Here is an 11707-nt window from a genome sequence, read left to right as displayed (position 1 = left end):
TTATGAAGCTTTTTGTTTGATAAAAACAAAAGGGAAAACTTTTTTAACGCTACAACAGCGAAAGTGCGCAACTATGTCAGGGTAATTATCTAACCTTGTGACCGCGCCTGCGCATGCATTCTCGGTATTGCTCTTTGAACTCATTGCTGGCAAGGATACCTCCGAGAACCGCACCTCCGGCAGCTCCACCTGTGGCACCGTAAATAGCTCCGTGTTCCTGGTTGCCATCCTCCTGTACCGCTTCAATCAGGACGCCCGTAGCCGCTCCTAGAATACCTCCATAAACGGCTCCTTTGGCAACGCCTTCTCCTACACTACCCGCTTGCTTGAGGGCTTTGACCTTGCAGTCGGAATCATCCATGTTGTAAATGACCTGATAGCTCGGTGCATTCGTGTCTATTTTTCCAGAGTCACCGGGCCTCCTGCCGTGAGTCTTGCTGTACTCAATCTCGACGTCCCGCCTGAATTCATCTTCGCGTTCATAATATTTGTAGCCTTTGCGGCATTTCTTTTCCCATCCTGGAGGGATCTTGTTTTGTTTGGCAAGTCCCGGAGGGAGACCGCAGTCCCGGGCCCAGGCCGGAAGACGGCGGTTGTGGTAAGGCTTCCATTTTGCGTCGTGGTAGTCGTAGTGACGGTGTTCCTTTTTCCAGTGCTTTTTATGTTTGTGTTTATTTTTTTTATTTTTCTTTCGTTTTTTACCTCGATAACCGTCATCGTCATCGTCGCCATCGTGGTGTTTTTTCCAATGCTTTTTTTTGCCTTTCCCTTTGTGATGGTGTCCCCCGTCATCATCGTCGTCATCACGATCTGCCAGGATGATGAATTTGGATTTGCTTTCGACAGGAATTGGGGAGGGATCATTCATAGAGGACCGAGCGAAATGAATTTCGTTTTGACTCCATCCCGCATGGGCAATTTTCATCTCGGGTTGGTGAGCCAGAGCTTGATTTGCAAACCCGAATAGAATAGCGATGGCGAGACAAAATCTTTTCATGTTTGGTACCTTTTGTGAAATGATCGATTATTATTCCATTGATTTCATTGTAAAAAGGTTATGTGATTAAAATCCACTAAAAGTTTTTTAATCTTGCAAGAGCGCTTAAATCAGAGAAATGGATTGTTGTTTATAAAATTGAAGCCAGGCCTGCACGATCGCCTACGTAGTGAAGCAGTGCCTGCTTAAGAAGTTTGTGTTTTGCTTGTGATAGGTCTGGATCCTGCTCAATCAAAGCAAATGCTTCTTTTCGCGCCGGAGTGATGAGCTCTGCGTCTCGAACAAGGTTTGCGACTCTTAAAAGAGGAAGGCCTGATTGTCGTGTTCCCATAAAATCTCCCGGCCCTCTGATTTCGAGATCTTCTTCCGCAATGAGAAACCCGTTTTGAGATTTGACCATGGCATCCAGTCTTCTTTTGGCTTCGGGAGTGATCGGGTGGTGTGCCACCAGCAGGCATTGCGAAGAATATTTTCCACGCCCGACCCGGCCCCGTAATTGATGCAATTGCGCAAGTCCAAATCTTTCTGCATGCTCTATCAAAATGGTTGTGGCATTGGGAACATCAATGCCAACTTCAATAACTGTGGTCGCGACCAAAACCTGCAGGTTCCCTTTTTTGAACTCCTGCATCATCTGCTGCCGCTCTTCATTTTTGATGCGACCGTGCAGTAACCCTGATTTCCATGCAGGGAACTTTCTTTTTAGATCTTCGAAGACTTCTGTGGCAGTGTGTAAATCCACCTTTTCTGACTCATCTATGAGGGGACAAACGATATAGGCTTGTCTGTCATTTTTAATCTCGGCGTCGATTTTTTGGTAAGCCTCTTCGCGCCGGTTTTCATAAAACTTATAGGTTTTAATGGGCTGTCTGCCTGGAGGCATTTCATCGAGTTGGCAAACATCCATATCTCCATAAAGTGTCATTGCAAGTGAACGCGGGATAGGGGTAGCGGTCATGACCAGCACATGCGGTTGAAAACCTTTTTTACCGAGAGCTTCTCTTTGCAATACACCGAATCGGTGCTGTTCATCGATCACCACCAATCCCAGTTCCCGGAATTGCACATCTTTTTGAATCAGGCTATGGGTGCCTACGATCAGTTGTGTTTTCCCTGAAGCCAGGTCTCCAAGAACATTGTTCCGTTCTTTATTGGTCAAGGCACTTGTCGCAAGATCAATTGACACCCCCAGTTTTTCACAGAAGGGTTTCAGGCCCTGGAAATGTTGCTCAGCCAGTAGTTCCGTCGGGGCCATCAGGGCTCCCTGGTAGCCGTTATCAATTGCGGTGAGCAGGGTTATAAGAGCGACAATGGTTTTTCCACTTCCGACATCTCCATGGAGGAGTCGGTTCATTGGGTGCTCCTGTTCAAGATCGTCCATGATGTTTCCCAACACTTTTCTTTGGGCACCGGTAAGTTCAAAGGGGAGATGTTTGACAAAGCGTTGAATCAGTGGGCCTCTTGTCTTAAAAGCGACTCCCTTTTCTTTTGTTTCATGGTTCAAGTGTTTTAGTGCCAGGCTGAGTTGGAGAAAGAAGAACTCTTCGAATATAAGTCGTAGCTGACCTGGGGTACGAAATTGCTCCAGTTTACGCATGCTCTGATTTGAAGGAGGGCGATGGGTTTCCTGAAAAGCGGAGCGCCGGTCTGGCAGTTTGTTCCGTGTCAGAACTTCTTCCGGAATGAATTCTTGTATGAGTGGAATGTAATGATCGACCACATTCTGCATGATTTGCCTAAGGTTTTTCTGGTTCAGGCCTTCAGTTGAGGGGTAGATAGGAATGATTTGACCCGAGTCGGGTTTTACAATCTCGTCATCCTGCAGGATTTCAATATCCGGGTGGACAATTTCCAGTCCCGTACCCAGATATTTATTTTCTGTCATTTTTCCTGAAAGAACCACCTTTAGTCCGGGTGCAAAGCGTTCCGCCATGTACGCATCGCGAAACTTGAACCATTTAGCCCGTAGCAGACCGCTATCGTCTTCAATAACCACTTCAAACAATCGTTTTCGCCGGCCCAGGCGGAGTATCCCGGAGTCCAAAATTGTTCCCGTGACAGTGGCCGTTTCACCAGCGCGTAATTCAGCAATCATTCGAACCTGTGAGCGGTCTTCATACCGGCTGGGCAAAAGATGGAGACAGTCTTCGGCAGTTTCCAGTCCCATACGTTTTAGAAGTTCAGCGCGCTTGGGTCCAACACCTTTAATGAATTGTACTGAGTCTGTAAGAGAAGTTTTTTGGGAATCTGCCATTGAAAAGCTCGTGATCCGGTTTGAAGAGCCTATCTTAAGGGAATACTGTTTAAATCCAAAACGTAGGTTGGAGGTTGAAATGCATTTAAGCCAGGTTTGGTTAGAGGCTTGATTTTAAAAGAAATTTGACTTTGGGCGGTTTTAAAAAGTATCCTTATAATAAGCAAGAATAGGTAAAAAAATTTGTTAGTCTTGAATAATTTGTTTGCGGATAAAAATTAGTCTGATCGGGCAACCTTATGTCTAAAATTACGCAAATAACCGATGCCGTATTAAGTTATCATCCGACAGCCGATGTTAGCGTAATTTTCAATGCTTATATGTTTTCGGCCAAGGCCCACCGTGGCCAAAGCAGGACATCGGGCGAAGCGTATTTATCGCACCCTGTTGAGGTAGCATACAATCTGACCCGTCTTCGTATGGATGAGAAGACGATAGCGGCCGGCCTCCTTCACGACACTCTGGAAGACACGCTCACTACACCGGAAGAGATCAAGAGTCAATTTGGCGACGAAGTGTATCACCTGGTAGAAGGGGTGACCAAGATCGGGCAGATGCCATTTGCCAGTAAGGAAGAAAAACAGGCAGAGAATTATCGCAAAATGGTTCTCGCCATGGCGCATGATATCCGGGTGGTGCTCATCAAACTTTCAGACCGCGCCCACAACCTGAGAACTCTGGAATCTCTTTCAGATGAAAAGAAAAAACGCATCGCCCGGGAGACTCTTGATATTTACGCTCCAATGGCCAATCGTCTGGGAATCGGATGGCTGAAACAGGAACTCGAAGACGGGTCCTTCAAATATTTGCATCCCGAGGCTTATAAACAGATCGTAAAAAAAGTGAAGCAGGCGGAAGAGGAGCGCCGTGATTATGCTGACGAGTGTTGTCGGTTATTGAGTGAGGACCTCAAAGCTGCAGGAATTGATGCCACCGTCAAAGGGAGATCCAAACATCTTTTCAGCATTTACCAGAAAATGGTATTACAAGACCTGCCATTCGACGAGTTATATGACCTGGTGGGACTCCGGGTCATTATTGAGTCAGAGCAACAGTGCTATGCCGTCCTCGGGGTGGTACACGCATTGTGGCGTCCAATTCCTGGAAAGTTCAAAGATTATATTGCCATGCCTAAACCCAACCGGTACCAATCGCTGCATACAACAGTAAGTGGGCCTGGCGGGCAGCGAGTTGAGGTGCAGATACGGACAGCGGAGATGCACAGAGTAGCGGAACAGGGAATCGCAGCGCACTGGCAATACAAGGAGGATGGAAAATCTTCTGTAAAATATCTGGACGACCATCTCGACTGGGTACGGACGATGATGGAGGAACAAAAAGAAATCAAAAATGCAAAAGATTTTCTCGCTTCTTTCAAAGTGGATTTGTATTTTCAGGAAGTGTTTGTATTTACACCTCAGGGAGAAGTTGTTGCGGTTCCAAGGGGCGCGACACCGATTGATTTCGCTTATCATGTTCACACAGACATCGGCCATCATTGTATGGCAGCAAAAGTAAACGGCAAGCTGGTATCGGTTCGTTACAAATTAAAAAACGGAGATCAGGTGGAGATTGTTACTGATCCTCAAAAGTTTCCCAGCCGGGATTGGTTGTCTATTGTAAAAACCTCCAAAGCCAGAAACAAGATTTCCAACTTTTTGAACCAGCGGGAGCGGGAGCGCAGCCGGATATTGGGGATGGAGTTGCTGGAAAACCTGATTAAAAAATCAGGTCTTGTTCCAGAAGAGATTCTTAAGGGTAAGATGCTGGAAGAAGCCATTCATTCCTGTGGGTTCAATAATTTTGACAACCTGCTGATGTCTGTTGGTTACGGGAAAACTTCCGCTCGCCGCGTGCTGGAGAAACTGGTCCCTAGAGACCAGTTAAAACTGGTCGCAAAGGAAGAGAAAAAAGAACAAACCTCACCGTCTATTGGGGCGAGCCCAATCAAAGTGAAAGATTTCGATGATGAGTTAATGATCCGGGTGGGGAAGTGCTGCAATCCTTTGCCTGGCGATCCGATCCTGGGCTACATCACGCGGGGCCGCGGTATTTCTGTACATCATAAAGAATGTCCCGGAGTGGGGTCCCTGGCTAATGAGACTGAACGATTGCTTGAAGTGGAATGGGATCTTGCCAATAAAACACTATTTCCAACCCGGGTTTCAATCGTCAGTGTTGAAAAACCGGGGCAGTTGGCAAAAATAAGCCAGGTGCTTTCTGAGTGCGAAGTGAATATCACTCGAGCCAATGTGAGAATTGGTGGTTACAAGCGGGCTTATTTTGATCTCACAGTAGAGATCCGTGATTTAAATCATCTTATGGGTATGTTTGACCGGTTAAAGCAGGTCGATGGAGTTTTGCATATTGACCGGGTTCAGGAGTTTGGAAAAAAGAAACCCGGGAATAATGAAAACTGGAAAGACAGGGGAGGGGAGACAGAGTCGACAGAGGAGTCAAGCGCTGCCGTCAATTGACCGGAGCTTTAACCGGTACTTTGGTGACCTTTCCTGCTTTGATACACCGGGTGCAGACCTTGATCGTCTGAACCTTTCCACGATAAACCGCCTGCATTTTTTTGAGATTCGGGTTCCAACGACGTCGGGTATGATTGTTCGCATGGCTGACATTATTGCCAAACATGGGACCCTTATTGCATACTTCACAGCGCTTAGCCACAGCTTTTCCTCATCATTTTCAGGTAAATAAAGATAGGTAATCTACCATAACAGGGGCTGGCGGGACAAGCCTATTAAGCCTATTTGCCAATAAAAAAAACCAGCCCTTTTTAGGGCTGGTTTAAGAAATCTGTCAAATCGACTAGAGATCTGTGAATTGCGACTCGGAAATAATCTCCTGCAAGACCGCTTCAGCCAAAACGTCAGAGGAAACATGGTACTCATTATTTTGAACTTTTTCCTTGATCGCATTGACCTTTTCAGCCCGTATGTCAGCAGAGTTGCTAACCGCCTCGTGGGCTTTTTGAATCAATACAGCCCGGGAGGAGAGAGCTATTTGCTCACTGCCTGCGGGCGCTGAAGGCGGTGCATCAGTTTTGGCCGCTGCCGGTTTTTTACCGGAATCGCGGGTCTCCTGAACCGCTCTGTTTTTTATTCTGAATTCGTTACTTGGGATTTCCATTTTTAAAAGCCTGCCTCGTTTTTAACGAGGTCTTGATTTCTTGCAGGTTGTGGCCTACCGACCGTTTGTCTATTATATAAGGCGATGCCGGTTAGGGCAAGTGCCCGGCCCCCTGGTTGCTTCACTTACTACATATCGGTGGAACTTGGAGCAAACTTAAGGGGTCCCCGGAAAAATTTTCCCCCTATATGACCCAAATTTACCGTTGTTAGGCTAACTTGTTGATATCTTTAGTGTCAAGGCAGCAATCTTTGGGCTGATTTTCAATAAACTAAAAACCATTTAAAACTAATGAGTTATGGAGTTTAGAAACCCGATCCCGACAGTGGATGTCATTATTGAGTGGGAGGACAGGAGAATTTTGTTGATAGAGAGGAAGAACCCTCCCTATGGTTGGGCGCTACCCGGTGGCTTTGTGGACTATGGAGAAACCTTGGAAAAAGCCGCTATAAGAGAATCTTTTGAAGAAACTGGGCTTAAGGTCAAACTACTTCAGCAGTTTCACTCCTATTCTGATCCGGAAAGGGATTCACGCCAGCACAACATCACGACCGTTTTTCTGGCCCGTGTTGTGGAGGGAGAACCAACGGCATCCAGCGATGCCAAAACTTGTCGCATTGTTCGGGTAGACCAACTGCCTGGACCGATAGCGTTTGACCATGAGAGAATAATTGAAGATTACAGACGTTTCAGGTTTGAGGGGGAGGATCCATTTTTCGAGCATTTTTAGTTCTGGTGTCAGTTAGCTGGTAAAAAAGTAATGATCGAACTTTTTGAGGTTTTATGAAGAATTTTCTATGGTTGGTGGTTTTGATCCTGTTGTCTGGCGTAAAGGGGGTAGCGGCCCAGCAGGCCCCGGTGGAAAAAGATTTCAAAGCAATCGCGTGGAAGCATTTAAGCAATATTGTGGAGTTTGGACCAAGACCTCCAGGTAGTCCAGCACATGCAAACCTGCGTCAATACATCAAAACTATCGGGTTACAGCATGCCGATTCTGTCGCTGAATTGCCGTTTAATTACCAGACTGAAGAGGGGCAGATTATTCCCATGTTCAATCTGGAGTTCAAGATTGAGGGAACGGAAGGAGGTCGTCCCATTTTACTCGGAGCTCATTTCGATACACGTCGGTTCGCAGATGAAGACTCAGATCCTGAAAACCAGAAGAAACCGATCGTCGGTGCCAACGATGGAGGTTCGGGTACGGCACTGTTATTGGCGCTCGCCGAATACTTCAAAGAACATAGACCTCGCCGCCCGGTACATCTCGTATTTTTTGACGGGGAAGATTACGGCGTAAAGTTTTCCAACAATTATTTTTTGGGATCAAAACATTATGCGGAGGGTGTCAGCCGAAGAAGTGAAGATGAAAAACCATTTTGTGTGCTTGTGCTGGATATGGTTGCGGATCGGGATCTGAAAATATACAAGGAAGTATATTCGAATGAAGGGGCACCCTGGCTTGTGGATCTGTTGTTTGATACAGCCCATCGGTTGAAGTACCGGCAGTTCACCCCGCGTCCACGCTATACCATCCGTGATGATCACTTACCGTTTTTGAAGGTTGGCATCCCCGCAGCGGTTCTCATCGATTTTGATTACCCTCACTGGCATACACAGGAGGATACGCTGGATAAATGTTCAGATGAGAGTCTTTATATCGTTTTTAATGTGGTAACAGAAGCAGTCGCAATGATGTGATTTCCTTGTCACCTGTCCGGGTTACCGCATGGGATTGTTGGCTAACCAGGAGTTGACAGAAAGAAATTGAAAACGACTCAAAAAACTTCTGTAAGTTTATCAAAAGATTTTAATGGATTTGAGGCTTTAGAGATTTCAGTTTTTCTGCAGCTTCCTGATTCATGGGGTCCATCTCGAGAATCATTTCGAGCTCGCGAATCGCTTCTTTTTGCCGGTCTGATTTATTATATATTTCGTATAATTTCCAGTGGAGTGATAGAAAGTCCACTCCCTGGGTTCTCGCTGTGTTGAAGGCATGCTCTGCTTTTTCGAATTGTCCCAACCCGAAATAGCTGTTCCCCAGATTGAATTGTGTGATAGCAAACTCGGGGTCTAGATCGGTGGCTCTTTTCAGGTGGGGAAGGGCTTCTTCAAAACGTTGGACTTTATTAAGAGCGGCGCCAAGGTTGGATAACCCCTGCACGAAATTAGGATATACCTGCAAGGCTTGTGTGAAATACTTGATCGCTTTTTCTGTTTCTCCTTTTCTGAAATACTGACCTCCGAGATTGGACAGAGCTTCAGGAAACTTTGGGTTGGCTTTAATTATTTTCTCGTATTCCGCAATAGCCCGATCAGTTTGCCCCAAACCACGATAAGCCACCGCAAGGTCGTACCGTGCAGGAATAAAGGAGGAGTCCTTTGATAGCGATTGCTCAAAATACTCAATGGCTTTTTCGGAATCACCCAGGGCATACAGTGCAAAATTTCCTTTGTAATAGAGCGCTTCGGGAGAATTTTGATCTTCCTTGCGCAAGGCGGTCAATGTTTTTGGTGAAGATGGTTTTAGGTATGGCTTAACGTATTCAATGGGGAGAGCGAGGTTTATTGAGCGACCTTCCAGGGTTGCCAGTCCCACCACTTTATTATCCTGATCGAGCAGAGGGCCACCGCTATAGCCGGGGTCGAAGGGGGTGCTGGTGTAAATAAAGGAAAAGTCGGGTAAGGCCTGGGGGTGTATTCCGAGAACAAATCCATGGGTTTGTACCAGGGGGCCGATCAGGCCGTTTTGTTCCCTATGGACACGTTGGGAAGGAAACCCGAGAGCTGTTGTGTAGTCGTAGTTTTTTAGAGCGGCACTGTCACCGATTTCAAGTGTGGAGTAGAAGCCTTTTTCCAGTTGCAAGATAGCCCAATCCTGCCGACGGTTGAGGTTGTTGACTCCCTGAATACCGACCCGCCTTCCATTTTGGAAAACAGCTTCAATTGTATTTGCGTCCAGAATGACATGATAATTGGTGACCAGTAATCCAGTGGGTTCGGCAACAAATCCCGTTCCGGTACCAATAACCTCGCCCTTAACATCTTTAGCGATAAGTAAAGCCAAAGCCCCCTTATTTACTTCAAAGCCATTGGCCGATGTGAATAGCTGGCTCCATATCAGGGAGATCAAGAAAAATTGCCCGATTGCCCGGCGTAACTTTAAGCAGAAATTCCGTTTCATCAAGCCTCCTCAATCATTAAGAAATTAATCCGATCATTAGATTGTATAAGAGGGGCCGTCACGAATACAACCGAATTCAAATGATTTGTGAAAGCTCAAAAAAAAAGCCCTCCCAATAAATGGGAGGGCTTTTAAAAATAAAAACTTATTTTACTGTAACGTTTACCGTCGTGGTGATGGCAGGGTTGTAAGGTACATGGTTCCCTTTTGCGAACAAGGCACTGATTTTGTGCTTGCCAGCATCCAGTTTGATTTCCTTACAGGTCGAACCATCGCCCATATGGATGTGCTGAGCGTCTTTCCCGATTGGCTTGCTCAGGTCTGCAGGCAGGTCGACATTAACCAGCAAATGGTGATGGCCTTTGCCGTCGTTAACGCCCTTTTTCGCAGGCTCAACAGATACTCCATGAGTTTCCATGCAAACTTTTACAGGGCTGGAAACGGTAGCGCCGTCTGCAGGCTCAGTAATGGTAACGGAGTTTCCATCTGCTTGTGCAGAGGAGAGTCCCAGTACCAGCAGGGAAACGGCAGCAACGCTTGCTTTAAAAAAGAATTTCGTCATGACAAATACTTCCTCCTAGGATTGATGAAAATGGTTTTGATTGGATTTTCAGACCGGTGACATCCTGTTGCCGGGCCTCTTCGGGAAAGTGGAATAGGAACCAGGTAGGGTGTCCCTTCCGCTGACGTCTGCATCAGCTTCCCCAATAATTTTTCAGAAGTTCCACTGACCCTTTTAGATCACCATAATCAGGGTCGGGATTCAAAGTTTTTTTTCTTTTTTGGGAGGAGAGGGTGAATGGGGCAAACTGCTACTAAATATAGGGGGGTAAGCTTTGCTAAGGCCCGAAAAGGGTATATAATCCAGACACTGCTTTTTTATGGATAACACCGGTCGTTGCCAGGTCCCGTTGCGGGATTGGCAACGTTTGTTTTTTGATTGAATAGGGAACCACAGGAGGGTTTGATGGATTTACCGGTTACAGGAGAATGTCGACTTTTGCACACATGTGAAATGTGTGAGTACAACAACGATACAGATTGCAAGGCGGATCATAATGAACATAACCGGTGGATCGTAAACCATCGGATGAACGATGTTAAATTTAAGCTGATAGTTGGCAGTAATAAGGGCGGTGTTGGCAAAAGTACGGTCACAACAAATCTGGCTGTGGCATTGGCGGACAGGGGATTTAAAGTAGGCCTTGCCGATGCAGATTTGCATGGCCCGAATATTCCAAAATTACTGAACGCCGAGTCCGTCCGTTTAAAATCGGAAGAAGATGGAATTGTCCCATTCGAAACCAGAAACGGGTTACGCGTGGCTTCACTGGGATTCCTGATCGAAGATCCCAATATGCATATCGCCTGGCGTGATGCGGTTAAGTACGATTTTATTATTGAATTATTAGGTAATATTAATTGGGGTAAGTTGGACTACCTTTTGATTGATCTGCCTCCAGGAACCGGAAACGAACAGATCACCATCATAGATTTCATTGGTGAGGTTGACGGCTGTATAGTTGTCACGACACCCCAGGACCTGGCTCTGCTGGATGCGCGAAAAATGATTTCTTTTTCTCGCGACAGTAATGTTCCGATTGTAGGAGTTATCGAGAATATGGGGACGATGGCCTGCCCACACTGTAATGAGCAGATCGATGTTTTCAAACGCGGTGGTGGTGAAAAGCTCGCGGAAGAGTTGGTTCTTCCTTACCTTGGCAGTATTCCGCTGGACCCGGAAGTGGCATTGCGTTCCGATGATGGAGAGCCGGTAGTGCTTTCTCGACCGGATTCAGCAGCAGCGAAAGCCTTTTTACAACTCGCGGATAATTGCCACAAGTTCTTGAATCCTGAAGAATCCTTGCAATCCTAAAGACGAGTTACTGTGGTTTTAAAATGAAAAAACGGGGGAATCTATGGTGTGCCCTTCCTGAAAAGGTATTAGTTTGAAAATTTTTTAAACCTCTTGTAAAGCCATCTTCAAGCTGTTTCCCGTCATTTGAGCTCAAATACAGCCCAAACCCGACAATCCATTTGCGATCACTGGTGGATTTATTGGATAATAAAAGAGCGGGGGATTGGAGTTCCCAGTTTCAGGGGGTAGATGATTTTAACCCTCTGGCGGTTTTTC

General features: G+C 46.2%; 10 protein-coding genes. 4 read left to right on the top strand and 6 right to left on the bottom strand.

What is annotated here, in order from left to right:
* Positions 1–85: 85 nt before the first annotated feature.
* Both G3M70_00230 and recG read right to left on the bottom strand, forming a co-directional pair.
* Positions 86–997, bottom strand: coding sequence for a hypothetical protein (locus G3M70_00230; GenBank protein ID QPJ60400.1), 912 nt, complete (start codon positions 995–997; stop codon positions 86–88).
* Positions 998–1127: 130 nt separating this feature from the next.
* On the bottom strand, positions 1128–3251 hold the full coding sequence (recG, locus tag G3M70_00225) for an ATP-dependent DNA helicase RecG (protein ID QPJ60399.1): 2124 nt from the start codon (positions 3249–3251) through the stop codon (positions 1128–1130).
* 239 nt (positions 3252–3490) lie between these two features.
* Here recG and G3M70_00220 point away from each other — a divergent pair, with 239 nt between their 5' ends.
* Positions 3491–5728, top strand: a complete 2238-nt coding sequence (locus G3M70_00220; GenBank protein QPJ60398.1) for a bifunctional (p)ppGpp synthetase/guanosine-3',5'-bis(diphosphate) 3'-pyrophosphohydrolase — start codon at positions 3491–3493, stop codon at positions 5726–5728.
* Here the strand turns inward: G3M70_00220 and rpmB are convergent.
* Together rpmB and flgM are read right to left on the bottom strand one after the other, a co-directional pair.
* Entirely contained in the window at positions 5721–5930 is a 210-nt protein-coding gene (gene rpmB / locus G3M70_00215; protein QPJ60397.1) for a 50S ribosomal protein L28, read from the bottom strand. The two genes, G3M70_00220 and rpmB, sit on opposite strands and share 8 nt — an antisense overlap.
* Positions 5931–6071: 141 nt before the next feature.
* The gene (flgM, locus tag G3M70_00210; GenBank protein ID QPJ60396.1) at positions 6072–6392 is read right to left on the bottom strand and encodes a flagellar biosynthesis anti-sigma factor FlgM; all 321 of its coding nucleotides are present in this window, start codon (positions 6390–6392) and stop codon (positions 6072–6074) included.
* A 298-nt stretch (positions 6393–6690) separates the two neighbouring features.
* Between flgM and G3M70_00205 the strand changes: the two genes are divergently transcribed.
* Together G3M70_00205 and G3M70_00200 are read left to right on the top strand one after the other, a co-directional pair.
* Entirely contained in the window at positions 6691–7122 is a 432-nt protein-coding gene (locus G3M70_00205) for an NUDIX hydrolase (GenBank protein QPJ60395.1), read from the top strand.
* Between the two features lie 53 nt (positions 7123–7175).
* Positions 7176–8090 (top strand): M28 family peptidase, encoded by a 915-nt coding sequence (locus G3M70_00200; protein QPJ60394.1) that lies wholly within the window; start codon positions 7176–7178, stop codon positions 8088–8090.
* Between the two features lie 109 nt (positions 8091–8199).
* On the opposite strand, the gene G3M70_00195 is transcribed toward G3M70_00200, so the two are convergent.
* Both G3M70_00195 and G3M70_00190 read right to left on the bottom strand, forming a co-directional pair.
* Complete coding sequence (locus tag G3M70_00195) at positions 8200–9573, bottom strand: tetratricopeptide repeat protein (GenBank protein QPJ60393.1); 1374 nt, start codon at positions 9571–9573, stop codon at positions 8200–8202.
* 145 nt (positions 9574–9718) lie between these two features.
* Positions 9719–10135, bottom strand: coding sequence for a DUF4399 domain-containing protein (locus G3M70_00190; GenBank protein QPJ60392.1), 417 nt, complete (start codon positions 10133–10135; stop codon positions 9719–9721).
* Positions 10136–10588: 453 nt separating this feature from the next.
* Between G3M70_00190 and G3M70_00185 the strand changes: the two genes are divergently transcribed.
* The gene (locus tag G3M70_00185; GenBank protein QPJ63652.1) at positions 10589–11449 is read left to right on the top strand and encodes an Mrp/NBP35 family ATP-binding protein; all 861 of its coding nucleotides are present in this window, start codon (positions 10589–10591) and stop codon (positions 11447–11449) included.
* Positions 11450–11707 lie beyond the last annotated feature (258 nt).

The organism is Candidatus Nitronauta litoralis, from assembly GCA_015698285.1.
GTDB lineage: Bacteria > Nitrospinota > Nitrospinia > Nitrospinales > Nitrospinaceae > Nitronauta > Nitronauta litoralis.
The sequence above is the reverse complement of the archived record's forward strand: the minus strand, read 5'-3'. Positions and strand labels throughout refer to the sequence as shown.

Bases quoted from the DNA above. Each gene is read 5' to 3' on its own strand.
- G3M70_00190 (QPJ60392.1), bottom strand. From the start codon at position 10,135: ATGACGAAATTCTTTTTTAAAGCAAGCGTTGCTGCCGTTTCCCTGCTG.
- G3M70_00220 (QPJ60398.1), top strand. From the start codon at position 3,491: ATGTCTAAAATTACGCAAATAACCGATGCCGTATTAAGTTATCATCCG.
- G3M70_00185 (QPJ63652.1), top strand. From the start codon at position 10,589: ATGTGTGAGTACAACAACGATACAGATTGCAAGGCGGATCATAATGAA.
- flgM (QPJ60396.1), bottom strand. From the start codon at position 6,392: ATGGAAATCCCAAGTAACGAATTCAGAATAAAAAACAGAGCGGTTCAG.
- G3M70_00200 (QPJ60394.1), top strand. From the start codon at position 7,176: ATGAAGAATTTTCTATGGTTGGTGGTTTTGATCCTGTTGTCTGGCGTA.
- recG (QPJ60399.1), bottom strand. From the start codon at position 3,251: ATGGCAGATTCCCAAAAAACTTCTCTTACAGACTCAGTACAATTCATT.
- G3M70_00205 (QPJ60395.1), top strand. From the start codon at position 6,691: ATGGAGTTTAGAAACCCGATCCCGACAGTGGATGTCATTATTGAGTGG.
- G3M70_00230 (QPJ60400.1), bottom strand. From the start codon at position 997: ATGAAAAGATTTTGTCTCGCCATCGCTATTCTATTCGGGTTTGCAAAT.
- G3M70_00195 (QPJ60393.1), bottom strand. From the start codon at position 9,573: ATGAAACGGAATTTCTGCTTAAAGTTACGCCGGGCAATCGGGCAATTT.